This is a genomic window from Dyadobacter sp. CY261, assembly GCF_021440085.1.
GTDB lineage: Bacteria > Bacteroidota > Bacteroidia > Cytophagales > Spirosomataceae > Dyadobacter.
This window is the reverse complement of record NZ_JAKCPW010000011.1, coordinates 97,621-123,033: the sequence shown is the minus strand read 5'-3', so window position 1 is coordinate 123,033 and position 25,413 is coordinate 97,621. Positions and strand designations below refer to the sequence as shown.

Sequence of the window (25,413 nt, the reverse complement as noted above, 5' to 3'; positions counted from 1 at the left end):
CATTTGCAAAATGATTATCAGGGAAAAAGCCGGGCGTATCGAGGATTACAGGGACTTGCCGGTAGGAACGGACTGGCTGGACCTGGAATGGTTTGAGACCAGAAAGCGGATCATGCACAAGAAAACGAGTGGGGGAGTGGCCGTAGCCATGAAATTCCTGGCCGAATCCCCGGAAATTACGGAAGGCGATGTGTTGTTTGCAGATGCGGAGCGGCTCGTCGTTGCCCGGATTCTCCCTTGTGATTGCATTGTGGTAAGGCCGGGTAGCCTGTTTGAAACCGCTTCACTTTGCTACGAAATTGGCAACAAGCACCTGCCGCTTTTTTTTGAAGACGATGCATTGCTGGTGCCTTTCGATGCACCGCTTCACCGCTTGCTGGTAGCGCAGGGCTATGCTGTGCTGCGGGAAGAGCGGAAATTGCTCCAACCGCTCAAAACGACCGTTTCGCCGCATCCTTCGGGCAATAGTGGTAGTTTGTTCTCAAAAATCATGCAGTTAACCAATTCCTGAAATAGCTATGGAAATGCATATGCTAAGCCTGCTGCAACTAAGCGATCCGACACTGCCGATTGGCGGGTACGCGCATTCGGGTGGGCTGGAAACCTATGTGCAGTCGGGGATGGTGCGCAGCCGTGACAGTGCCCGCGATTATATCCGGCATATGCTCACCGAAAATATCCGCTATGGCGATGCCGCATTTGCCTCCCTGGCTTATGAAGCGGTTTGTAGTAACGACATCGGCGAATGCATCGGCTTGGATAGCGAATGTACGGCGCTCAAACTACCCAGGGAGATCCGCGAAGCGAGCGCAAAACTGGGCAACCGGTTACTGAAAGTCTTCCAGCCTGTTTTGCAAAACCCTGTATTGGACGAGTATGCCAAAGCCATTCGCGAAAAGAGCGTCTCAGGGCATTACTGCATGGCTTTCGGGATGTGTGCCGCCGCGATGGGTATTCTTAAAAAAGATATGCTCGCGGGATTCTATTACAATGCCAGCGTGGGAATGGTTACCAATAGCGTAAAAATGATCCCGCTAGGTCAGCAGGAGGGGCAGGAACTGCTATTTTCATTACAACCACTGATTGCGGAGCTGGTTGAAAATACGATGGACCCCGACCGCGATCTGCTCGGACTTTGCTGCACAGGGTTCGATATCCGCTGCATACAGCACGAAACTTTGTATTCAAGACTTTATATGTCCTAAATATGACCCGCAACTACATTAAAATCGGCGTGGCCGGGCCAGTAGGTTCCGGTAAAACAGCCCTCATCGAGCGGTTGACGAGACACATGGCTTCGGTTTACAGTGTGGGCGTCATCACCAACGATATTTATACCCGTGAAGATGCCTTGTTTCTCACCGTCAACAGCTTGCTGCCACCGGAGCGGATCATCGGCGTGGAAACCGGCGGTTGCCCGCACACGGCCATCCGCGAGGACGCGAGCATGAACCTGGAAGCCGTCGAAGAAATGGCGGAGCGCTTTCCCGATCTGGAAATTATTTTCATCGAAAGCGGTGGCGACAACCTGTCGGCCACATTCAGTCCCGACCTCGCCGACCTGAGCATTTTTGTGATCGACGTGGCCGAAGGGGATAAGATACCCAGAAAGGGCGGGCCGGGCATTACCCGCAGCGATTTGTTGGTGATCAATAAGATAGATCTCGCGCCATACGTACATGCAGACCTGGGCGTGATGGAGCGCGACGCGAGGAAGATGCGGAACGGCGCACCTTTTGTTTTCACCAACCTGATGTCGCTCAAGGGCCTCGACCAGGTGATCGGATGGATACGCCGGTATGCATTGATGGAAGAGGTCGCCGAGCCCGATCTGATCCGATGATCGCCTCCCTGGATATCACGGCCGCCATACGTGACGGACGCACCTACCTGCAAAAGAGCTTTTGGCAACCTCCCTTCAAAATCGCGGACGTTACCGAAGACAGGCGGCGTCCCACCTTGCATTTAATGCAAATGAGCGCATCGCCGGGCGTGCTGGCCGGGGACCATTACCAGATCGGCATTCGGCTGGAAGAAGGTGCGGTGGTGCATTGGCACACACAATCCTACCAGCGCTTGTTCAGCATGGACTCGCCGGCGCGGCAACATGTGCGTGTGGATCTGGCGCCTGGGGCCTCATTAACCTATTTGCCGCATCCCTGCGTACCCCAGGCCGGGGCCGACTTCCGGGCCGATAACCGAATATCCCTCTCTGCGAACAGCAGGTTGATATGGGGCGAGATCATTACCTGCGGACGGAAATTGAATGGGGAGATGTTCCAGTTCTCCAATTACCGTTCGGTAACCGAAGTGTTCTTGGAGGGTAAACTCATTTTAAAGGAAAATCTGCGCCTGCTACCACAACGCACCGATCCCCGCGGAATAGGGCACTTCGAAGGTTTTACACATCAGGGCGGGCTGGTCTGCATTGATGCGCAAATTGATATTGCACGCGTGATCCCGCTCCTGTCGGAAGCGCTGGCCGCGATCCCCGATATTGCCTTCGGTATTACCGCGTTGCCGGTAAACGGGTTTGCGCTGAGAATGCTGGGTAACCATTCGGAACGGCTGATGGAGGCGCTCAAAATCACATCGGAGATGATTACAAACGAAGATATATTATGCAAACCGAGTTTCAGGTATTGATGGCCGCGGCGATCAGCATCGCCTGTCTGCACACGCTAAGCGGGCCCGACCATTATGTTCCATTCATTGCATTATCCAGAAGCAGGAACTGGTCGCTTTCCAGGACCATCGGCTGGACGGTGCTGTGCGGCTGCGCCCATGTGTGGAGTTCGGTATTATTGGGCCTGGGCGGTGCGGCGGCGGGCTGGTCGCTGAGCAGGATAGAATGGCTGGAAGGCGTCAGGGGAGGCATTGCCGGCTGGATGTTGCTCGGTTTCGGGATTGTTTATGGCATATGGGGGCTATGGAAAATGCGACGCGGGTATTCGCACAAGCATTTCGACGCCGGTGATCATGGCGAACTGTATGTATTTGAACATAATCATAATCAGGCGGGAGCTACGGCGCCCGGCGACCGCCATAAGGTCACACCATGGGTGATGTTCATCATATTCTTGCTAGGGCCATGCGAACCGATGATCCCGCTGCTTTATTTCCCCGCTGCGAAAAACTCCTGGGCGGCAATGGTGACGATGATCGCCGTCTACACGGTCTGCACACTGGCCATGATGCTGCTCATGGTTCTGCTGGGTTTCTTTGGTATTTCAATAGTCCGCTTATCCTCCCTGGAAAAGTATATGCACGCGCTTGGCGGGCTCACGATCACCATCTGTGGTGCCGGAATGGTGTTCCTGGACTGGTAGGTTAACTGTTCTTGTTTAAAATACTAAAACTGCATCTGTTATCGTAGCGTAATTCTGATGAATTTTGCCCGACATCAATGTAAGCTTAGTATGTATTCCAGCGACGACCATATTTACATCATCGGATCAGGTGCCATAGGAAAGGCCCTGGCCGTATTTCTGAGGCTCTCGGGACGGAAGGCCACCATTATCAGAGGTAGCGTGAACGACGGCAGCCGAAAGATGGAAAACATTGGCGTGGAAATGCCGGACGGGCAAGTGCTGGAAGCGGAGGTGGCCGTTACGACATTTAGTTCTTTTCCAACCATCAACGGGATTATTGTCCTGGCGACCAAATCTTTTGGTAACGGCCAGCTGGCAATTGAATTGAAAAGCAAGGCCGGCCATTCGCCCATTGTGCTGTTGCAGAATGGCCTGGGTATCGAAAAGCCGTTTCTCGAACTGGGATTCCAGGAAATTTATCGATGCGTACTGTTTGTGACCAGTCAGGTGACGGGTGACGCGACGGTCCGGTTCAAGCCGGTCGCAAGCTGTCCGGTCGGGATAGAGATGGGTCATAGCGATCGTCTGCAGGATATCGTACGGCAGCTCGATACGCCTTATTTTTCCTTCCGCACGAAAGCGAATATTCAGCAAATTGTTTGGGAAAAAGCCATTGTGAATTGTGTATTTAATTCGGTATGCCCGCTGCTGGACACGGACAATGGCATATTTTACCGAAACGATGCCGCGTTGGAGATAGCCCGGCGGGTGATCGGGGAATGCCTGCTGATCGCTCACCAAAACGGTATATTTTTAACGGGCAATGAGCTGGAAGAGAGTTTATTGCAAATCAGCCGCGCATCCGATGGTCAGCTGATATCGACATTGCAGGATATCCGCGCCGGAAGACAAACCGAGATAGATACCCTGAATTTTGAAATCGCGGCCATGGCTGCGAAGCTCGGACTGAGCCACTCGGTGCGGGAAACCAGGCTCCTGGGCGAATTGACCCGGCTGAAAGCAGAACAACAGACAGGCCGTCGCATCACGGCTCCGGCGCATGGCTATAATCCCCGCTGATTCGGAAACTAAGTTAGAAACATACCGAACGACTACACGTTCAAAACTATAAAACCAGCATTGGAGCGTGTCGGGTTACAACAAATAGTAGTCCCCGGATCCGCTGGATCTTTCAGGGACCTGTTCCCCGGCCATCTCCATTAAATTCTTCTCGATATTGATGGAAATGGTGGTCATTGGGGTGTCCGTAGGCCGGTTTTCAAAGGGATCCTGCAAAACAATCGCCGTTCTTTCAATCGCTATCAGCAAAACCGGGATTAAGGTTACTACAAACACCTCAATGAGCGCATTTTTATCGTCCAGGCCGAAGGGTAGAATGGTCATCAGCACGTAGATCAGGAAATGCAGCAGGATGCTGTATGAGCGGGGGAAAACCGTGTTTTTAATGCGCTCACATTTTCCCATTGCTTCCGTCAGCCGGGTGAGTGTGCTGTCCAACTGCGTTTGTTTGATCGGATCGAGACCATGACTCTCCGAGATCGCGGACAGGCGTTCGGCATGGGTTGTCAGAAGCTGGTTGGGAAGATGTTGCTCTGTGAGCAGATGGGCGATGGCATATTCGGCCACGTGCGGCGAGTAGGGCAACCGGCGTAAACTGTCGGCGAGGGCAAAGCACCAAACGGATTGCCTGACCGCGAATTCGGCCAGCAAACCCGGTTTCTGCCCGTCGTTGGGCAGAAAGTGTATCAGTTGTCTTATCAGCGTCCGGCTGTCGTTGACGATCGCCCCCCATACGATGCGCGCTTCCCACCACCGCTCGTAAGATTGCGCTGTACGGAACGCGAGCAGCAAAGACAGAAGCGTACCGATCAATGCGGAAACGGCAAGCGGAATTGTGATACTTTTTAAAAATGAAAAGTGGTCCAGCGCGCCCGAGATGCAGGCATAGCAAAGGATGGCAATCACATCCCATTTGATCATGTTCACGAAGTATCCGACGGAGATTTTATTGCCGATAAGCATATTGGTTGTCTGTGGGTTTATTGTTGCTGATTGATATCATTCAGTAAATCTAAAATCATGCCGGCCTCCGAATAAAATCTACGTACGTATACTTCCCTCCGTAGTCAACGTTGCTGTTGGTTTTTGTGACTGCTTTTATAAAATAGTTTGTAACCCTGGGCTGTACATTGTACATATATTACTAAGTTGCTAATAATCAACTATTTGCAAGAAAAAAACCTTTGGAAATTCTATGTTTTAAAATAATTTATAAACATATTGTCCTATAATATTTTTGCGCATTGTCAAATGTTATTTCATGTAGGTGAATATTAATACTGACAGGCGTTAACTCCCACTAATTTTTGATGTCTGACTGTAAGATAGGGCACTATCTGTGGGCAGACTTTATCAAAGAACTTTCGAAAGTAGTTCATACCACTCCCATTCATTTTTGCTAACCAAACTTAACCCTTATATGAGAGAAAACCTCCGTGGTCGCTATTCCTCTGTATTTGGCTAAGCCGGACTGATTATCATTCAGTTGCAGGACCAATAAAAACTTCACCAAATGGCGAGGGCGGGCGAAGTATGTCCTTTTTGTTCCCTTTAAAATCAATACCCCATGCTACGAAAACTACATAACTCAATTTTTCTTTTAATTGCCTGTGCCTTCCTGACAGGGATGCTCAGTATACCGGCCGCCGCGCAGGTCAACGCCATCGTGGCCGAAAATGTCCTAGAGGGCAATCCTGCCACGGAATGGGACGTCGACGGCTCCGGCGATCTGACGATCCAGGGTTTCGCCACCGATATCAGCTACAACAAGGGTGAAACTGCGGTTTTTAAAATTAAAACGGACGCAACTGATTACTCGATCACGATCTACCGCCTGGGTTACTATCAGGGGAACGGAGCACGATTACAGGGCACGGTTTCGACTATTACGCCCCGAAACCAGCCTCCCTGTATGACGGATCCTGCCACCGGTCTGATCGATTGTGACAACTGGGAAGTATCTGCCTCATGGGCTATTCCGGATGAGGCGGTGTCGGGCATTTACATTGCCAAACTGGTCCGGGCGGATAATCAGGGCGCCAGCCATATCACCTTCGTGGTGCGCGATGATGCCAGCACGGCCGCATTGATGTTTCAAACCTCGGATGCAACCTGGCAGGCATACAATGTATATGGCGATGCCAGCAACGGCAGAAGCCTGTACACCGGCGTAGGAGGCAAGGCGTCGAAGGTAAGCTACAACCGGCCATTTCTGACGCGGACCGGCGGCGGAGGCGGGGGAGCGTATGAGGATTTTCTGTTCAATTCGGAGTACCCGATGATCCGGTTTTTAGAAAAAAATGGTTACGATATTACCTATACGACCAATATCGATACCGACAGAAGAGGCCATTTAATCACCAACCACAAGGTCTTTATGTCTGTGGGCCACGATGAATACTGGTCCCCGGGCATGCGGGCGAACGTGACAGCAGCCCGGAATAATGGTAAGCATCTTGCATTTTTCAGCGGAAATGAGGTTTATTGGAGAACACGTTGGGAAAACAGCCTGGGTATCGACCAAACGCCTTACCGGACGCTGGTTTGCTACAAGGAAGGCGCCGAGGGGGAAAACCAGTGTAATGGCAAATGCGATACGAGCACCGATGAATGGACGGGCCTGTGGAGGAGCGGATGCGAATTCCCGAATTCCGGTGGCTGCAATCCCGAAAATGAATTGAGCGGGCAGATCAGCTGGGATGGTACTACTGGCACGATCGAGGTCCCGAGCGACTACAAAAACCTGCGTTTCTGGCGGAATACGAGTGTAGCGGCATTGGCCGACGGGAGCTCCGCCACATTGACGGCGAACACGCTGGGTTATGAATGGAACCCCGAACAGGAAAATTACCGCAAGTCTTATCCGGCCGGCCGGATCATCCTTTCGCGTTCTGTCGTGAATGGGAAAGTGCACCACCTGAGCCTCTACAAGCATTCAAGCGGCGCGTTGGTGTTTGGTGCGGGGACTGTACAATGGACCTGGGGGCTCGACGACCAGCACGACCGCGGCAACGAACCGGTAAACCTGGCCATGCAACAGGCCACTATCAACCTGTTTGCCGATATGGGGGTGCAGCCAGAGACGATTCAGAACAACCTGAGTATCGCTTCGGCGTCAACCGACGCCGAGGCCCCGACTGTCCAAATAACTGCCCCGGCCGAAGCCGATAATGTTCCGGCAGGCTCCGAGGTGATCATTACAGGAATTGCGACAGATACGAATCCTATCGCAGGCGTGGAGGTATCTGTCGATGGAGGAGCTGTATGGCGACGCGCCAGCGTCACCGTTACTAACAATTGGACATTCTCCTGGGTGCCTGCCAACCAGGGTGCAGCGGCGATCCGGGCACGTTCCTTTGACGATTCGGGTAATATCAGCGCCGTTTCAATCACAAACGTGACCGTTACCGAACCTGAGGTGCTGCCTTGCCCATGTACGGTGTTCAGACCCACCGATGTGCCCGACGAAAATCTGCACCAAGACGGTGGGCAGGCGATCCAGCTGGGTATGAAGTTCCGTTCTTCGGTCGAGGGTTTTGTGACCGGTGCACGGTTTTACAAACACCCCGGCAATATCGGCACGCATATCGGCCAGCTTTATAGCAACGGTGGGGAGCTGCTCGCGCAGGCCACTTTCATCAATGAAACAGCTTCCGGATGGCAGCAGGTGGCATTCAGCTCCCCAGTGGCTATTTCGGTGAACACCACCTATGTCATTTCCTACCATAGCAGTTCGGCCTACTATTCAGTAGCCAACCCCTATTTTGATATAGCCAAAATCAACGGGCCATTGAAAGCGCTGGCCAATGACGAGGACGGGAAAAACGGCGTTTACAAGTATTCGGCTACTCCTGCATTTCCTAACAACAATTATCAATCGAGCAACTACTTTGTCGATGTTGTTTTTGAAACCGAAACTGGCCCGGATACAGCTCCACCGACTGTTACTGCCACCGTTCCGGGAGCCAATGCTGCAGGCATCAACATCAACAATAACATGACTGTCAAATTCAGCGAGGCCATCGACCCGGCCACTGTTTCCAATGCGACCGTTGTTTTGAGCAACGGAGGGCAGGAGGTTGCAGCAAGCGTCACCTATGATGCCGGAAACCTGTTGGTCACGATCGATCCCGCTATGTCATTAGGCTACTCGACAACTTACAGTGTTGTGGTGAAAGGCGGGGGCGCGGACCCGCGCATTAAAGATGTGGCCGGCAACGCCCTGGCCGCTGATTTCAGTTTCTCGTTCAGTACACAATCAGCGCCTGGCCCATCGCCAAACGACGGACCTGGCGGGCCGATCCTTGTTATCAGCTCAGGTGCAAACCCATTTAGCCGTTACCCTGTCGAAATCCTGAGAGCGGAAGGCTTAAATGAATTTGCAGCAAAGGATATCTCGGAAATCAGTGCTGATCCGGGCCTGCTAAACAGTTATGATGTGGTTGTTTTGGGTGAAATCGCATTATTGGGTGACAATATCACTTCCCTTACCAACTGGGTCAACGCCGGTGGAACGCTTATCGGCTTCCGGCCTGCGGCAGGCCTTGCATCGCTGTTCGGCATAACGTCGGCGGGAGGAACGCTGAGTGATAAATATGTGAAAATTAATACCGCAACGGGACCCGGTGCAGGCATTGTGGACGAAAGTATCCAATTTCACGGAACGGCCGATTTGTACACTTTAAATGGTGCGACCAGCATTGCCACGCTCTACGCGGATGCGGGAACGGCTACATCCAATCCGGCGGTGACGCTGAATAATGTGGGTGCCAATAGCGGCAAGGCGATCGCATTTACCTATGATCTGGCGCGCTCTGTCGTGTACACCCGGCAAGGAAATCCCGCATGGGCAGGGCAGGAGCGCGATTCGCAGAGCGGCCCGATCCGTTCCAACGATTTGTTTTACCCGGATTGGATCGATTTGGACAAAGTAAGCATCCCGCAAGCCGATGAACAGCAGCGCCTGCTGGCTAATATCATTTTGCAGGGTAATCTGCATAAAAAGCCGCTGCCCCGGTTCTGGTATTTGCCACGTGGCCTGAAGGCAGCTGTGATCATGACAGGCGACGACCACGGTAGTGGCGGCACCACAGGCAGATTCGACGATTATGTCACCAAAAGCTCCGCCAATGATCAGCAGGCGGTCGACAACTGGACAGCCGTGCGGGGCACATCTTACATTTACCCTGAAACACCGATATCCAACGCACAGGCAACTGCTTTTCAGTCGCAGGGTTTTGAAATAGGCCTTCACTTGTCGACAGGCTGTAACAACTTCGACGAAAACTCCCTGAGGGGTTTTTTCAGCGACCAACTTGCCGATCTGTCAACGAACTTCCCGGGTTTGTCGCCCACCATCACGCTCCGGACGCATTGCATTGCATGGAGCGACTGGGCCACGATGCCCAAACTGGAACTGGAAAATGGGATACGGCTGGATGCCAATTACTACTACTGGCCTGCTGAATGGGTCAACGACCGCCCCGGAATGTTCACCGGCTCGGGTATGCCCATGCGGTTTGCGGATATGGATGGTTCCCTGATCGATGTCTACCAGGCTGCCACCCAATTGACCGACGAATCGGAAATAAACTACGCCACGCATATTGCCATCCTGCTCGACAATGCGACCGGCAGCAAGGGCTATTATGGGGTATTTACAGCCAATATGCATACCGATGAAAGTGGCTCAGAGGGCTCAGACGCGATCATCGCAGCGGCGCAGGCCAGACAAATTCCCGTTATCGCTGCCCGCCAAATGCTCACCTGGCTCGATGGAAGGAATAACTCGTCTTTCGGTGCGGTAACCTGGGCAGGCAATGCTTTGAATTTCAATATCTCCACCGCCGCCGGCTCCAACAATATGCAGGCAATGGTGCCCACCGAGGCGCAGAGCGGCCATCTGACCGGTATTATCGTTAATGGCAACACGGTATCTTACACCACCCAGACGATCAAAGGGATTGCCTACGCCTTTTTCCCAGCGAATAATGGAAGCTATGTCGCGACTTACGAGATCGAAACCAACCACCCACCACAGATCACGAACGTGACCGTTACGCAGCCGGTTGCCGGCTCGGCGGTCATTACGTGGTCTACCGACGAAGCAGCCAGCTCCCGGGTAGATTATGGAACCACGGCGGATCAGCTTACCCAAAATTCTGCTGGTACAGATCCTGTTACGAGCCATTCAGTTACATTAACAGGTCTTGATCCGGGGATGACCTATTATTTTAGGGTCACTTCGGCTGATGCATTGTCGGCCAGCAGTACTTCGCCTGCCTCACCGGATGCGCCATTGAGCTTTACCACTGCTCCTGAGGTTGAACCAGCTTGTTTTGAAGACCTGACTTCCGCGCATTTCAATTCCGGCAATACCGGAAGCGGCACATATGTTTCGGGTGGTGGTGTGAGTTTGAAACCGATCATAACCGAAGAATTCACGGCCTTGCCCTCTACTGACCAATGGCAAAGCTTTCCCTGGAGCGGAGGCGGTTCGTCTGTTATCACTGATGGCCAACTCGTTGTAAATGGCGCCCGCTACAACACCGAGCCGGAAGGAAATACATTGTCGCCAGGTACTTCGATCGAGTTCGTGGCCACGTTTGGCGCGTCGTCGTTTCAACATATCGGGCTAGGCGCTGGTAACAACGTGGATATGTATAATAATACCGCCACCTGGATTATGTTCAGTACCGGCACAAGCACCAGCGTGCTACAAGCCCGGGTGATCCTTCATGGAGGGCAGGCTGAAAACATCAATCTTAGCGAAAACTTGATCGGAACACCACATCGCTACCGGATCGACTGGAACCCTGCGAATATCCTGTTCTACGTCGACGGAGCGCTCGTACATACAAGCAATACGGCGATTTCGACCCCGATGCGCGTGGGTATCAGCGATTATAGCGATAGTGCCCCGGGAGTGAGCCTGGACTGGTTGCGCGCGACCCCTTATGCTGCGAGCGGAAGCTTTACATCCCGTGTTTATGATACTGGTGTTTCCAAGATGTGGGAAACGGCGACGTGGTCGGCTACTTTACCGGAAGGCACAGGCCTGCAAATTTTCCAGCGGCAAGGGAATGTGGCCGAGCCGGACGGTTCATGGACAGCCTTCACACCCATCCCCGCCAGCGGTTCCAATGTAGGCGGTATCTCGCGCTACATCCAATACCGCGCAGACTTGTCCACGTCGAATCCTGTCACGACACCCGTATTAACGGCTATGTCCATCGGCTGTGCCGATCCGATTGTCGTTTGCCATGCAGGGACCGAGCAGGTAGTGCTGTCTGCGGCTACGGCCAGCAATGCATGTCCGGTCACAACGGTCAATCTTGCCGCTTTGGTCACCAGCACTGCGCCGGAGGGAACGGCGGTCGTGTTCTACACCACGGCTAGTCACCAGGATGGCACACAGGTTGCCGATCCAACGGTGGCGTCGGTTCCGGGCACCTATTATGCGTTCTATTTTGACAACAGCAATGCCTGCTTCAACACGGATAATTCGACCGCGGTAGTTACAACCAGTTCCATCGACTGTTCCGGCCCGAGTGATCTGCGGCCTTATATGGTGATGGACAATGTGGAATTTACATCGATGGTGACGGTAAATCCGCTGGTTGTCAGGATCAGGAACACCAGGGTCAACACGAATGCGACTGCCCGCATTTACTTACAGGTTTTCAAGCCCACCAGCGCTTCGGTCATTACATTGACAGGACAGGCGGCCACCGACTGGGTTTTGGCTAGCTCGGGTACGCTCTTCTACGAATTCTATACGGACGTGGATATTCCGTACACACCGACCGGAGGATACCTTGTAACTGCGACGCTCACCATACCGGCTAGTCCGAGCAAAGGGGCCTACAATTTCAGGGCGTTCATTAAGGACAATTCGGGAGGGGAAAACCCCGCCAGTTTCACAAATAACAATGTAGTTATCGGCGTCTCGAAACAATAACAGGTTCACCGCATTAACATTCATACTCATGAAAATCAGACATATAATCGCATTAGTATTCTGTGCCCTGCTCCCGATCTGCGAAAGCCCGGTCAGCGCGCAGGAAGTGAATGCCGGCCTGGCCGAATTTACTCCCGAAGCATTCGATGGCTATCCGCGAAAAGGGACATTTCTGGCCTCATTTGGAAAAACGAGCGGAACGATCCCTGCCGGAACGGCGCAGGTGATATTCACCATGGTACCGGAAGTTCCCTGGAACGGAGATCAGATCACCATCCCGGCAGGCTGGGCGCGGGCATCGAATTCTACCCCGACGAACATCCGTTTCATCCTGACCGAGGATTGGACGAACGCATCCGAACAGAATCCGGTGTGGATCGTCCCTGTTACTTCACAACTTGCACGCAGCGACCAAAGCCTGGCCGTTACCAGCCAGATACAGCAACTCGACGGCGATTGGACGATCGTTGCACCGCTTACCAGGATCTCCATCACGGTGGCCAACGTCGCACTTCCCGTGACGCTCACAAGTTTCACGGCTACGAAGGAAGATAAATCTGCATTACTCAAATGGACGACGACAGAAGAAACCAACAGTGACCGGTTCGACATCGAGCAGAGCTTCAACGGGGTAAATTGGAATGTGATCGGTAGTGTGAAATCGGGCGGAGAAAGCACTGCATTGCGGCATTATTCCTTTGTCGACCCAGAGCCAGCCAATGGCGAAAATCTTTACCGTTTAAAGATGGTCGACAAGGATAGGACATTTGCTTACAGCAGGATACAAAGTCTCACTTTCGAAGGCATTCCCAATCAAAACATTGTCTTCCCAAACCCGGCCTCCGGACGGATCGAATTAGGCATCAAAGATCTCGGGAATCTGAAAAGCGTCAGGATTTATGATCTGCGCGGCAAAGCAATCTATACTGCCAGCGGAAAAGGTATTTCCAGGACCATTGACGTCAGAGGCCTCAGCAGCGGTGCCTATGTAGTAGAAATCGTGGAAAAGTCAGGAAAAGCCAAAGCCGTAAAAATTGCGATCGTGCAATAGCGACTGATTTTTGGGTTACCCGTAATCTATATTGCCCGGAGCTTTAATGCCTCCGGGTAATTTTTTTTCAGTTAATCGCATTTGCAGTAAAATAACGAAACTAGCAACGCCGGGAATTCCATCTTCTTTGCAGATTAGCTCCCCATATAAACTTTCAAAAAAATAATTGTACAAAAATTTGTAGTAATTGTTCTATTGTTTATATTTGGAGTAACCGATAGGCACCCCATCATCATATTCGTGACGTAATGGCTTGCTCGTTCATGGAAACGAGATTATTTTCTAGTTAAGCACGTTCCACAGAGTTTCAAGTCTTATTCTTTTACCAGCACCCACCCATTAAGATTTGCCAATCTTTTTCAATCAGTAATTCTGATTGAAACACTTCCTATTGCCTTGGTAGAACCAATTACATTCAGTTGCATGCAATTAAAACTGCAAAGATGAAAGTGAATGCTGTTCGCTAACCGCCGGGGCAGTGATTTGCCAGTCTTTCTCTGTAATTAATTATTTAATGTTTCACTTAATTTAATCAACGATGAAAAGAGCATTACGTCCAACCGCTTATTTGTTTTTGCTCGTACTTCTTGGCGCACTAAAAGGGCATTCTGCTCTCGCGCTCGATATTACGGGGCCATCGAGAGTTTGCCCAGGGCAGACTGTCAGCTTTACAGTAACATCTTTTCCAGCCATCTATGTTAGCTGGAAATTAGAGTTATTCAACGACGGAGCAGCATTTCCTGCGCAGACGTGGAATAGAAGCCCAAGTGACAGCAAAACAATTTCTGTAACGTTTTTAAATACTACCGGCGCATCGGTTCTAAAAGCAACTGCCACGTCCATTGGTGCGAGTTATGTATACATTAAGGACGTTGCCCGGGCCGGCGTAACCCCGCCACCGCCCAACAACGGCTTGGTTATCGGGTGTTCGGCAAATCAGGAGGTTGCTATATCCTCGACTCCGTCATTGCAAAACAATGCGACAGATTGCTTTTTTCATTGCAGAATGGAGTGGTCGGCGCCATCTGGCTGGACTTTAAAAAATTCGGCCGGATATTCGAACCCTGCAAATGGTGCAACACATGTAAAATTTCCCTCAGGCCTTTCAAATGGAAATGTTGGGAATATTACGGTGACGGCGATATACACGGAATGCACTCCTTTTGTATCTAATACTTCATCAACAGCCACGTTATGGTACGGTCCCCCAATTATTACTTCTTCGAACCAAACACTTTTTGACGGGCCTTCAAACGTTTGGCATTGTTCGATAACCAATAATCCGATGGGTGGGGCCAGTGCAACCTGGTCCCTGGTAAGCGGAGACGCTTCGTTTAGCACTTCCGGATATGCAAATTACATCAGTAGTGTCAATGGCGGAACGATTCAGGTGGTATTGACGAATGCGTGCGGGTCTTCATCAACGCAATACTTTAACATTCCGCCAGCAGGTAGCTCGCTAATGGCGTATCCAAATCCTGCGAAAAATAGCCTTTCCATACAATTCAGGAATACCGAATCGCCGGACTTTTTGCCGAAGACCCTAAATATTATATCAGAGTCTCATCAACGTGTCGTCAAATCTATTTCAGTTACCGATGTTTTTAGTAAAAAATCTTTTGTGGATGGTAATAAGATAAATATCGATGTGAAAGATTTGCCACGCGGGGTTTATTATCTGCACGCCATTCCCGATGAAAATTCAAAGATTCAGACTGAGAAAACGAGAATCGTTTTAGAATAGGTTAGGTGTCTTAACACTTCCGATAGTACTTTTTGCCAGCAACTAGCAAAAAGTACTATCTTATATAAAAAAGATATGAAAGCTTTGATCAGCCTTGTGATTTTTGTTTTTCTAAGCTATTTGACAAAAGGCCAGGAAAACACCGGCAAGTTCCAAAAGCTCAATTCAATCCAATTAGAATTGAGCGGCAGGGAAGAGTTCTTAATTCCCTTTTCGCTTCATTACGAACGTATCATTGCCCAAAATGCAGCCATCGCGTGGACTATTAAGGCAGGAGGCACCTACCAACCCATAGGAAGTTCAATTCAAAAGGCCGCCATTTTGGAATCCGGTATCATGGGTCAGGGAGAAAAACACCATTGGGAAGTTGGTCTGACCGGCATGTTACAGGATAAGAAGCGATCCACAATGCCAGGGGAAGCGTTTTCCGGCAAAGCCACTTCCTGGTATTCGGCAGTCAGAATAGGCTATCGGTATCAGGCTGCGGACAGCCGTTGGATTGTAAGAATTGGTGGCCTCATTCCCGTGGCATACGATGCAGAGAATGTCGACTGGAGCAAGTCCTATAAACTACGAAACGTTCTATTCCCATGGCCAGCTATCTCTATCGGCAGATCTTTCTGATCTTAGTGCTGTTGATGAAGCCGGGGCAAGTTTTTGGGCAAAATCTGTTGCCGGACCCTGGTTTTGAAAACTACAAAGCAAAGCCTTGCGGGATTATATCGACAGACAGTGGAGTCGGTATCGAAGACTATCTGGTTCATTGGCGCTCACCCACTGCGGGCAGTAGCGATCTGTGGTATGCGGACACAACACTCGCCTGTTATTCGAATATTTTTTTAGGGACCAAGGCGGTTCCACGTAACGGGAAATTTTGCGCTGGTATACACACCTCCCAGGCGATGTTTAACACATACCAGGATTTGGATAAAGTGCAGGAGTACCGTGAGTATTTACAAACCCGTCTGATCAGGCCCCTGACCAAAGGAAAGGCATATTATCTGGAATATTACGTGCAGCGGCAATTCAGCAGTTCGTTGGCTACCAGCGGATTTGGGGGACTTCTAAGTACGCAATCAGTTGGCAAGGTTACCGCAGGGAAATACCCCGTTTTAAGATTTGATCCTCAGATCATCTCTTCCGAAATCGTTACTGATACCGCTAAATGGACAAAGATATCGGGCTGTTTTATAGCGGGCGATAATTTTGAATACCTGACGATAGGGAATTTTTTGGATGATCGGCACACAGCTTTTGCAACGACCTATTATAAGGCATCAGAGCCCTATTACCTCATCGACGACGTGTCGTTGAAAGAACTGGATATTGCGTCTATTCCGAAAGCCGGATTTCTCGGAGATGATCTAACGATTTGTGAAGGACAAAACCAAACCTATGCGCTCGACAGTATCAGCCCGTTTACACTGAAATGGCAGGACGGATCGACCCAAACCCCTTATAAAATTGAAAGTGCCGGTACTTATTATGCATCCTTGACTTACGAGGGTTGCAGTATTAGGGATACTGTTAAGATCGATGTAATCCCCAAAGTCAACCTTGGGCCGGACATGAAAGCTTGTCAACTTGAAACGGTGACTTTGGAAACCAGTACCCGGGAGAAATTGCTTTGGCAGGATCAGACCGAGGCGTCTCAGTTCACGGTAAAACAATCAGGGTTTTTTGTTGCCATTTCGCTTTCGCAACAATGCCCATCGCAAGACACGATAAAAGTTGACTTCTACGATTGCCCCGGCAAGATTCCCAACGTTTTTACCCCCAATGATGATGGCAAGAACGATTTTTTCGTCATTGACAACGTCTCGCTATCGTCCTGGGGCCTGGAAATTTACAACCGCTGGGGTAAGCGGGTGTATGCTAACCCGAACTATGATAATTCATGGAATGGCAAAAACTTGTCGAGTGGCCAGTATTATTATCACTTAAACAATACGTTGTTAAACCGAAGTATCAAGGGCTGGGTCAACTTGTTGCGGTAGCATTAACCTGGATTCTACATAGCTGCGAAATGACTTGAGAATAGAAGACCACCTGCCAAAGTGAAGGTCCCACGTATGTAATAAAACACGCATGGGGCCGTGCTCCTTCGCAGCAGTATTAATGTGGAAAAGTTGAAGAAGAGGCTGACGTAAATTTTCGAAAACCAAGCAAGCCACTTATCTTTTCGGATCTAAATTATGTTTGACGCTCTCTATGCGAATTATCAAATTTATCAACCGGTTGAATGCCCGCCATAAGCTTTGGATATCCCTGCTTTTTGCGTCAATAGCCATCTCCTCAACTTCCTTTTTTGTGGCACAACCCATGAACTGGATGGTTGGCTGGCTCGTGTACAGTACCGTACACGTGGGGCTTGCCTGGGTAACAATCCTCAGCTCGCACCCTGCGGAGGTCCCGCGTGAGGTGCATGCGCAAGATTCGGGCCGTATCCTGATTTTTCTTTTTGTAGTTGTAGCCTCCTTTGTGAGCCTTTTCGCAATTTTATTCTTGCTGCAAGATGCCAGAAGGACAGCGCCGTGGTCAGATCTGACCTTGCATGTTATTGTATCATTTTCATGTGTTATCTGTTCCTGGATTTTGGTCCACACCGTGTTCACATTGCGGTATGCCCATCTTTACTACCGTACCCTAAAAAGTGATGGCAAGAATCACCAACCTTCGGGGCTGGAATTCCCAAATGAACCGCAACCTGATTATCTGGACTTTACCTATTTCTCTTTCGTGATCGGTATGACATTCCAGGTCTCAGACGTAACGATATCTTCCAAAGATATCAGACGGCTTACGCTCGTTCACAGCCTTTTGTCCTTTGCTTTTAATACGCTTCTTGTGGCACTGACCATCAATGTCGTATCCGGGTTGATACAAAGCAAATCTTAGTTGCCTGACTTCAATAAGTTCCGTCGACGTATCGCTGCTTGCTCAATAGAAGCATCTCACTTCTCAAACGATCATCGATGAACGAATCTCCGCGCATGACAGTGTCCAGGGCTCTTCGGTGCTCGGCTGTGCTGCTTTCGAGAGAAAGTAGACCGTTGGCCCCAGCCGCCAGGTAGTCGAACAAATGAGGGCCAGTGGTAATAAAGGCTGCATAAAGCAATATCTTGGCCTTGGGAGCCAATGCTTTTATGTTCAGGAAGTCGCTGTACGTCTCGGTCGAATTCAGGTCCGACGTGTAAATAATTAAGTCTGGCTCGGGGTTGCTTTCAAGAAATGACGCAGCCTTTTTAAAGCCCATATCTTGCACAAAAGCAGCGTTAAAACCGTCTTTCAGCAGGATGAGCATGGCGGATTTTGCCCGAATATTGTCGGTGATTAATAAAATACTGCGCATCGCGTAATTCTTGTTCGAAGGTTCAACGTAATAGTAATACTAACTGATATTCCTTAAAAAAGCAATAGTAAAGTAGTACTATCTTTTATCCATCATCATCCTTACCGCAGCAATCACCACTTTGGGATCGTCGCGATGCAGGTAATGGCCGCTATTGGAGAGATACCACAACATCCCGCCCTTGGAGGAAGTATTGATAACTTTTTTCCAGCGTTCAATATTGACGTTGGTAAGAACTTCGAAAAATTGGAGGTGGTTATATTCCGTGCTTCGGCGATCGGGCGGTACTTCAAATTTGCCCCCTATCAGAAAATAAATGGGAACATTAGGCAGCGGTAAGCTTGAAACCTCAGAGAAGTCGGTTTTCCGTAAAGCTGTCAGTACCTGCTGCTCACTCGACGGGCAAAAACGAAGTGAAATCGATCCTTACAGGCTTGTAAAGCCGCTCATACAGCATTTCGTCACCTTTGGTGTAAACATGAAACTGATGACCTCCAACGTTGACAAACCGTTCCTGGGCGTTAGCTGCTTTGAAGGATATCAAAAGAGCAATCGCAGGGATATGAAGGGGAAGATTTTTCATTGCTGGTGCCTCCTGACAATGATTATTTATCTGTTCAACAGCGGCACGGTTACGCCCAGCACCACAGAAGCGCCGCGGTTATAAATTTTCGTTACCGCATCCGGATTGCTTGCGGTTATATTGCGAAGCCCAAGATGATAGCGCGCTTCGGCGAATACTTTGAATTTACTGATCGAATAGGCTGCGCCCGCGCCAAAAGCCATCCCCACATCTAACTTCTCGACTGCGTCGTCGTTCGATTCTGTGTTCGTTACCGACTCTGAAACCACACCGTTTACGTAGGTTGTGGTGGTGGATTTTACTTTAACCGGAGCAGTACGGAAGCGCAGTTCAGGGCCTGCCGAGATGATAGCTTCCAGTTTTTCAGACAAGTGCGGACGGTATTGGGCTAACAGCGGCAACTCGAAATAACTTAATTTTAAAGTACCGTGGCTAACGATCCGATAGGGGATTTGCTGGATGAGGTCCGTCTTAATTTCCGCCTCCATTTTGGCGCCCCTACCCGAAAATCCCGGTTCTGCCTGAATGCTGAATGACGGGCCCAGTTGGTAGTTGAAAAGTACAGCAAAATTAGGAGCCACACGCGAATCAAATGAAGTTCCGCCATCCTCTTTCACGTTCAGGTTACTCCAATTTATGCCGCCCTTTAATCCGAGGCTTAGTTGTGCATTAGCCTCATTACGGGCTGTAAAGCACGCAATTGTAAGGATTGAGGCTTTGAAAAATTTTCCAAATATTTGCATGGCTATGTGGAATGGGTTAAATTAAAGCAGTGCCAAGAAAGTAAAAAATCAAATGTAACCGGTAGTTTGTTAAAAATTTATTTAGCGAAATGGGGTCAGATCAAAGAGAAAAACACGAGCAGGTACAATACATCGAATTCCTCTCCGGGGACATTCCACGTATCAAACAATTTTACGCAGAAAGCTTTGGATGGGTTTTTACTGATTACGGTCCGGGTTACAGCGCCTTTGAAGGAGATTATGTCGACGGCGGTTTCACTTCCGGAGTACCGGTCAGAGGTAGTATTCTGGTCATTATTTATTCGGAAGATCTCGAAGCAACAAGGGCAAAGGTCCTGGCAGCAGGGGGCATCATTGTGAAGGATATTTTCGAATTTCCTGGTGGGAGACGCTTTCAATTCCTCGATCCCGACCAGAATGAACTTGCGGTCTGGGCCCGGTAGGCTGGGCCTGTCTTCATTAATAATATTCAAAATACTTTGAAAGCCTGTTCAATATATTGGACAGGCTTTTTTGCGCTTTTACCAAGTGCATTTGTACTTCTCGAATGTCAATTTTGTACAATATTTTGATAAAATCCAGCAATTAAGAAATAGTTGCGAAAGAGGTCTGTTTTTGGAGTTTTCTTATTGCATTATCAAAACTATTTATATTAATTTACCAGCGGTTAAATCGATTAATTTTATTATCTCTCGAAAAAATGCAATTTATTTGACCGTAATTTTTGCTGTTTTTATCGGTTTAAGGAGCTGGGATATAGTGGCATAAATTGTACAATTCCACTTTGCATGATCAGCCAGTTTCGTGCCGGGACGGTCGGCATACTCCCACGCCCGAGAGCCGGTAATTTGACCTTTAATATCTAACTAAAACCAAAACTTAAACGATGCATGATCAGATCTAACCACCGGCCAAGGGCCTGAATTCTAACCATTTTTAACAAACGCTAACTAATTTTTTTATGATGAATTTAATTCTACGTCTTTATCGTCCCGACGAAAAGTACGTGCAAAACCCCGCGCACTCCAGAATGAAATGGATGGGCGCAATATTAATGTTGTGTGCTTTGCTAAATAGCAATGTATATGCCCAGGATGTTTCCATCAAGGGAAAAGTGACTGATTCAAAAGGGAATGCCTTGCCGGGTGTTGCCATTACCATAAAAGGGACTACCAAAGGAACCTCGTCGGACATGGAAGGGGGCTATGTGATTTCTGCCCCGCCTGCATCCACCCTGGCGTTCAGTTTTATCGGGTTTTCATCCAAGGAAGTTGTTGTAGGAAGTGAAACGACCATCGATGTTGTGCTGAACGACGACGTGAAAGCGCTGGAAGAGATTGTGGTGATCGGCTATGGGTCCGTTAAGAAAAAGGATGTAACGGGTTCCGTCGTCTCCCTGCAACCAAAGGATTTCAACAAGGGTGTCATTACAGCGCCCGATCAGTTGATCCAGGGCCGCACGCCGGGCGTCATGGTTATTAACAACACCGGTCAGCCTGGCGGAGCAACTACGGTAAGGATACGGGGTAATTCCTCGATCCGGGCTGGTAACAACCCTTTGTTTGTTTTGGATGGAATCCCGCTTTCAGGCAGCTCGGCCCGTCCGGGCGGAAGCGGCGGCTTCGGCTCGGATGGCGGTAACCCGCTGGCATACCTGAACCCGAACGACATCGCCAGCATGGACATCCTTAAAGATGCCTCGGCAACAGCTATTTACGGCTCGCGTGGTGCCAATGGTGTTGTGATCATCACCACAAAAAGGGGCTCGTCGGGAGCACCAACGGTCAGTTTCAACGCTTCGACAGGTGTATCGAGCTTGCTAAGAAAACCGGAAGTTTTAAATGCCGATGAATTCAGGGACGCTGTGAAATTCTACGCACCGAACGATCTGGCTGGTGCTGACTTCGGCGGAAATGTCAATGCTTTCGATGAAATCACAAGAGCGGCCCCGGTTCAAAACTATTCAATGGCGATCACAGGTGGTACCGACAATGGTAAATACCGGGTGTCAGCAGGGTATATGGACCAGAAGGGGATCATTGAAACATCAAGGTTGAAAAAGTACACCGCCAGCCTGAACACCAGTTTCAGGTTCCTCGAGAGTAAAAAACTGGGATTGGATTTTAATGTATTGTTTACGCAAACGAACGAAAATCTTGCTCCCATCGACGTAGGCGTTGGTTTTGAAGGAAACATTATTTCACAGGCCTTAACCTGGAACCCAACTCGTCCATTGAAGGTGAATGGTGATTCATTAACCTACGTAAGCCCTTCAACTATTAACCCGTTGGCATCGTTACGGGCATACAAGGACATTGCCGTGGTTAATACGACAGTGGCCAGCATCGCGCCATCCTACAAGATCACCAACGATCTGGAATACAAGATGGTTTACAGCATTACCCGGCAGACTGGTACGAGAAAAGGAAGGTACATAAGAGGCATGATCGATCCCGCGCAGATAAGGAATGGATTTGCTTTCATTGGAAATAATTCCGAGACAAACCAGCAACTTACCCACACCCTTAGCTACAATAAGGACATAAGTACTTCCTTGAATATCAATGCAGTGGCAGGTTATGAATACCTGGATTATGCCAATAGCTGGAATTCTCTGAGCGGTAGCGGTTTTACGGATGTCGGCCTCGATTTCTACGATTACCTGAACTATTCGGTGGCCAGTAACCGCGGGGTAAACTCTTATAAATCACCTACTAACCAGCTACAATCCCTGTTTTTACGGGTTGGATTGAATTACCTGGATAAATACCTGTTTACCGGTACTATCCGGAGAGATGGTTCGACCAAGTTCGGGGAAAATAACAAATACGCAAATTTCCCTGCGTTGGCATTCGCCTGGAACGTTTCCAATGAATCTTTCCTGAAAGGAAACAGCACCCTGAACAATTTGAAACTTCGTTTGGGATGGGGTAAAACAGGTAACCGCGAGTTTGATTCAGGCGCTTCGAGAGACCGGTATGTTTTTGACGTTCAAAGCATTAGCCAGGCCAACTTCGGAAACCCGGATCTGAGATGGGAAAGCTCCGAAACATTTAACGGAGGTATCGACTTTGGTTTGTTCCAGTCGAGAATCGTCGGTTCATTAGATGTGTTTCACAAGAAAACAACCGATGGTTTGTTTGAGAGAACACTTGCCCAACCTGCACCAAGTGGGAAAATCTGGGTTAACCTGGATGGAGAAGTGGTAAACAAAGGGGTGGAATTGGCGTTGACCGGAACGATTCTGGAAACAAAGGACTGGACCTGGAACCTGTCGGCCAATGCGACGTATTTGAAAAACAGTGTATCCGGTCTGCCAGGGTTTTACGAAACCGCTGCATTGAGAGGTCAAGGTTTTTCGGGCGTTTTGGGACAAAGGATGGTAAGCGGTCAGCCGCTCAACGTTTGGTATCTGGCTAAATACGCGGGTCTGGACCCTGCAACAGGAACCAGCATGTACGAAGGAGCGGACGGCACGGCGAGTACTTCGGTAGACCCGGCTCAGAACAAATTTTATGTGAACAGTCCTAACCCGAAATACCTTTTGGGTGTGTCTACGGATGTAACGTATAAGAAGTTCTCCGCGATTGTGAACATGAACGGCGCGTTTGGACATTACCTGTTCAACAATACTTTCGCGACTGTTTTGGGTATTAATAACTTGTCTACCAAAAATATCGCCAAAGAATTCTTCAACAAGGATATCAAAGAAGCTACATCCAACTCCGCGGCCCCATCAACGCGCTATCTGGAAAAGGGCGATTACATGAAAATGTCTAACGTCACCCTGAGCTATCGGGTAGGGAACATCGGAAAGGCGTTCAAAAATCTGAACATTTCCCTTACAGGACAGAACCTGTTTGTGTTGACAGGCTATAAAGGGTTTGATCCCGAAGTGAATACCGATGGGTCCAGCGGCGGAATTCCTTCCCTTGGAATCGAATACATTCCGTACCCATCGGCAAGAACATTCCTTTTGGGCGTAAACTTTTCGTTGTAATTAATTAAAACAAAGAATTCATGAAACTTAAATCATATTGTGCGGCAGTTCTGAGTTGCGCACTGCTTTTTTCCTGCACCGACCTGGACGAAGAACTCGGCAGTGCGCTCGAAAAAGGTACAACTGGTAATATTAATCCGGCGGAGCTGTTGATAAGCGCCTATTCTTCACTGAATGGCCCTTACCAGCAAGACAACCGGTGGTGTTTGCAAGAGCTTTCTACGGATGCGGCGGTAGCGCCTACACGTGGGGGCGACTGGGACGATAATGGTACCCACAGGGCCATTCACCTGCATACCTGGAATGCCGATAACTCTTACATGAGCAACACGTTTGGCGGGTTGCTTACCGCAATCTACCAGGCATCGAATGTCTTGCGCTATGCGCCTTCCGCCCAGCAGGCGGCCGAAGCCCGTTTCATCCGCGCATTGGCTATGTTTGATGTACTGGATTTGTGGGGTGTGGTGCCTTACCGCGAGAGCCTGGAAGATTTCCGCGAGCTTCCTAAAACACTCAAAGGACAGGAAGCCGTAGATTTCATTATATCGGAAGTGAATGCGATCCTGAACGATCTGCCTGCCACCGGTCCTGCATACGTTGCAAATAAAAATGCAGCCAGAACGCTGTTGATGAAGCTCTATCTGAACAAGGGAGTATTTTTGAACAGACAAAGCCCGACATTCGACGCTGCTGACATGAGTAAAGTTGTTGCACTCGCTAATGAGATCACCGGCTATACGATATCGGCTCCGGGCAAATATTTTGATAATTTCGCTCCGGACAATAATGTCAAATCCACCGAAAACATTTTTACGCTTTATAATGAAGAAGGCGTGAGAGGCGGAGGCGTTGACAGGGCCTACTGGACTGTATCGCACTATAACATGACCCCAGGCGGGTGGAATGGTTGGGCGACGCTTTCCAACTACTATGATAAGTTTGCGGCTGGGGACGAAAGGAGAGGGATCTATTACAACTATCCGGCCGATACGACTTCCAACCGCAGCAAGGGTTACAAGATCCAAAACGCCGGTTTTCTGGAAGGACAGCAGTACAGCTGGGTAACCAACAAACCGTTGAATGCCAGAAATCCTGCAACCCAGCCTCTGGTTTTCTCGAAAGAGATTACCATCCGGACCAGCGGTGCCACATTGGAAACGGCCGGAATTCGGGTGATCAAATATCCTTTTGATTACGCTTCCAAAGGCCAGAGAAACAATGACTGGGTAGTGTACCGGTATGCGGATGTGCTCCTGATGAAAGCGGAAGCAATTTTACGTGGCGGAACGCCTGGAAGTGCAGCCGACGCCCTCGCAATCGTGAATTCCATCCGTACCAACCGGAGCGCAGCAAACCTGACAACCCTGAACCTGGACGGCCTCCTGGACGAGCGTGCGAGAGAATTGTATTGGGAAGGTTGGAGAAGACAGGATCTGATCCGTTTTGGTAAATTCCTGCAAGCAGGACAGATCAAACCGGCCGATCCGGATCCTAAAACGCTGGTATATGCGATACCAAGTCCGCAGATTGCCGTGAACTCGAATCTCGAACAAAACCCGGGGTATTAATTATTTGGATTGAAAAAGTGG

At 49.5% G+C, this 25,413-nt stretch carries 19 protein-coding genes; 15 read left to right on the top strand and 4 right to left on the bottom strand.

Going from position 1 to position 25,413, the window contains the following annotated elements; all coding sequences use genetic code 11:
• Nucleotides 1-10: 10 nt before the first annotated feature.
• The 6 genes from LZD49_RS26805 (at nucleotide 11) to LZD49_RS26780 (ending at nucleotide 4,391) form a co-directional block, all read left to right on the top strand.
• Nucleotides 11-511: an urease accessory protein UreE gene (locus LZD49_RS26805; RefSeq protein WP_234670828.1), complete on the top strand. Its 501-nt coding sequence runs from the start codon at nucleotides 11-13 to the stop codon at nucleotides 509-511.
• Between the two features lie 7 nt (nucleotides 512-518).
• The gene (locus LZD49_RS26800) at nucleotides 519-1,205 is read left to right on the top strand and encodes an urease accessory protein UreF (protein ID WP_234670827.1); all 687 of its coding nucleotides are present in this window, start codon (nucleotides 519-521) and stop codon (nucleotides 1,203-1,205) included.
• Nucleotides 1,206-1,207: 2 nt separating this feature from the next.
• A complete protein-coding gene (ureG, locus tag LZD49_RS26795) occupies nucleotides 1,208-1,843 on the top strand; it encodes an urease accessory protein UreG (protein WP_234670826.1) in 636 nt (211 codons plus the stop codon).
• Nucleotides 1,840-2,646: an urease accessory protein UreD gene (locus tag LZD49_RS26790; RefSeq protein ID WP_234670825.1), complete on the top strand. Its 807-nt coding sequence runs from the start codon at nucleotides 1,840-1,842 to the stop codon at nucleotides 2,644-2,646. Before ureG ends, LZD49_RS26790 begins: the two co-directional genes overlap by 4 nt.
• Nucleotides 2,622-3,329 carry a hypothetical protein gene (locus tag LZD49_RS26785; protein WP_234670822.1) on the top strand — a complete coding sequence of 236 codons (708 nt, stop codon included), beginning with the start codon at nucleotides 2,622-2,624 and terminating at the stop codon, nucleotides 3,327-3,329. The genes LZD49_RS26790 and LZD49_RS26785 overlap by 25 nt, the downstream gene beginning before the upstream one ends.
• Before the next feature lie 90 nt (nucleotides 3,330-3,419).
• A complete protein-coding gene (locus tag LZD49_RS26780) occupies nucleotides 3,420-4,391 on the top strand; it encodes a ketopantoate reductase family protein (protein WP_234670820.1) in 972 nt (323 codons plus the stop codon).
• 75 nt (nucleotides 4,392-4,466) lie between these two features.
• Here LZD49_RS26780 and LZD49_RS26775 read toward each other — a convergent pair whose 3' ends face one another.
• A complete protein-coding gene (locus LZD49_RS26775; RefSeq protein WP_234670818.1) occupies nucleotides 4,467-5,354 on the bottom strand; it encodes a bestrophin family protein in 888 nt (295 codons plus the stop codon).
• A gap of 604 nt (nucleotides 5,355-5,958) precedes the next feature.
• On the opposite strand from LZD49_RS26775, the gene LZD49_RS26770 reads away from it, so the two are divergent.
• The 6 genes from LZD49_RS26770 (at nucleotide 5,959) to LZD49_RS26745 (ending at nucleotide 18,044) form a co-directional block, all read left to right on the top strand.
• Nucleotides 5,959-12,351 (top strand): N,N-dimethylformamidase beta subunit family domain-containing protein, encoded by a 6,393-nt coding sequence (locus LZD49_RS26770; RefSeq protein WP_234670816.1) that lies wholly within the window; start codon nucleotides 5,959-5,961, stop codon nucleotides 12,349-12,351.
• Between the two features lie 28 nt (nucleotides 12,352-12,379).
• The gene (locus tag LZD49_RS26765; RefSeq protein ID WP_234670814.1) at nucleotides 12,380-13,402 is read left to right on the top strand and encodes a T9SS type A sorting domain-containing protein; all 1,023 of its coding nucleotides are present in this window, start codon (nucleotides 12,380-12,382) and stop codon (nucleotides 13,400-13,402) included.
• Nucleotides 13,403-13,940: 538 nt separating this feature from the next.
• On the top strand, nucleotides 13,941-15,146 hold the full coding sequence (locus LZD49_RS26760; RefSeq protein ID WP_234670812.1) for a T9SS type A sorting domain-containing protein: 1,206 nt from the start codon (nucleotides 13,941-13,943) through the stop codon (nucleotides 15,144-15,146).
• Between the two features lie 75 nt (nucleotides 15,147-15,221).
• Nucleotides 15,222-15,770: a hypothetical protein gene (locus LZD49_RS26755; RefSeq protein ID WP_234670810.1), complete on the top strand. Its 549-nt coding sequence runs from the start codon at nucleotides 15,222-15,224 to the stop codon at nucleotides 15,768-15,770.
• Nucleotides 15,737-17,143 (top strand): gliding motility-associated C-terminal domain-containing protein, encoded by a 1,407-nt coding sequence (locus tag LZD49_RS26750; RefSeq protein ID WP_234670808.1) that lies wholly within the window; start codon nucleotides 15,737-15,739, stop codon nucleotides 17,141-17,143. Before LZD49_RS26755 ends, LZD49_RS26750 begins: the two co-directional genes overlap by 34 nt.
• Before the next feature lie 214 nt (nucleotides 17,144-17,357).
• On the top strand, nucleotides 17,358-18,044 hold the full coding sequence (locus LZD49_RS26745) for a DUF1345 domain-containing protein (protein ID WP_234670806.1): 687 nt from the start codon (nucleotides 17,358-17,360) through the stop codon (nucleotides 18,042-18,044).
• Between the two features lie 10 nt (nucleotides 18,045-18,054).
• Here the strand turns inward: LZD49_RS26745 and LZD49_RS26740 are convergent, their stop codons facing one another.
• The 3 genes from LZD49_RS26740 to LZD49_RS26730 form a co-directional block, all read right to left on the bottom strand.
• The gene (locus LZD49_RS26740; RefSeq protein WP_234670804.1) at nucleotides 18,055-18,498 is read right to left on the bottom strand and encodes a hypothetical protein; all 444 of its coding nucleotides are present in this window, start codon (nucleotides 18,496-18,498) and stop codon (nucleotides 18,055-18,057) included.
• A 391-nt stretch (nucleotides 18,499-18,889) separates the two neighbouring features.
• Entirely contained in the window at nucleotides 18,890-19,081 is a 192-nt protein-coding gene (locus LZD49_RS26735; RefSeq protein ID WP_234670802.1) for a hypothetical protein, read from the bottom strand.
• Between the two features lie 26 nt (nucleotides 19,082-19,107).
• Nucleotides 19,108-19,824: a porin family protein gene (locus LZD49_RS26730; protein WP_234670800.1), complete on the bottom strand. Its 717-nt coding sequence runs from the start codon at nucleotides 19,822-19,824 to the stop codon at nucleotides 19,108-19,110.
• Nucleotides 19,825-19,913: 89 nt separating this feature from the next.
• Here LZD49_RS26730 and LZD49_RS26725 point away from each other — a divergent pair, with 89 nt between their 5' ends.
• The 3 genes from LZD49_RS26725 (at nucleotide 19,914) to LZD49_RS26715 (ending at nucleotide 25,392) form a co-directional block, all read left to right on the top strand.
• Nucleotides 19,914-20,267 (top strand): VOC family protein, encoded by a 354-nt coding sequence (locus LZD49_RS26725; protein WP_234670799.1) that lies wholly within the window; start codon nucleotides 19,914-19,916, stop codon nucleotides 20,265-20,267.
• Between the two features lie 518 nt (nucleotides 20,268-20,785).
• Nucleotides 20,786-23,824 carry a SusC/RagA family TonB-linked outer membrane protein gene (locus tag LZD49_RS26720; protein ID WP_234670797.1) on the top strand — a complete coding sequence of 1,013 codons (3,039 nt, stop codon included), beginning with the start codon at nucleotides 20,786-20,788 and terminating at the stop codon, nucleotides 23,822-23,824.
• A 20-nt stretch (nucleotides 23,825-23,844) separates the two neighbouring features.
• On the top strand, nucleotides 23,845-25,392 hold the full coding sequence (locus tag LZD49_RS26715) for a RagB/SusD family nutrient uptake outer membrane protein (RefSeq protein ID WP_234670795.1): 1,548 nt from the start codon (nucleotides 23,845-23,847) through the stop codon (nucleotides 25,390-25,392).
• Nucleotides 25,393-25,413: the final 21 nt, after the last annotated feature.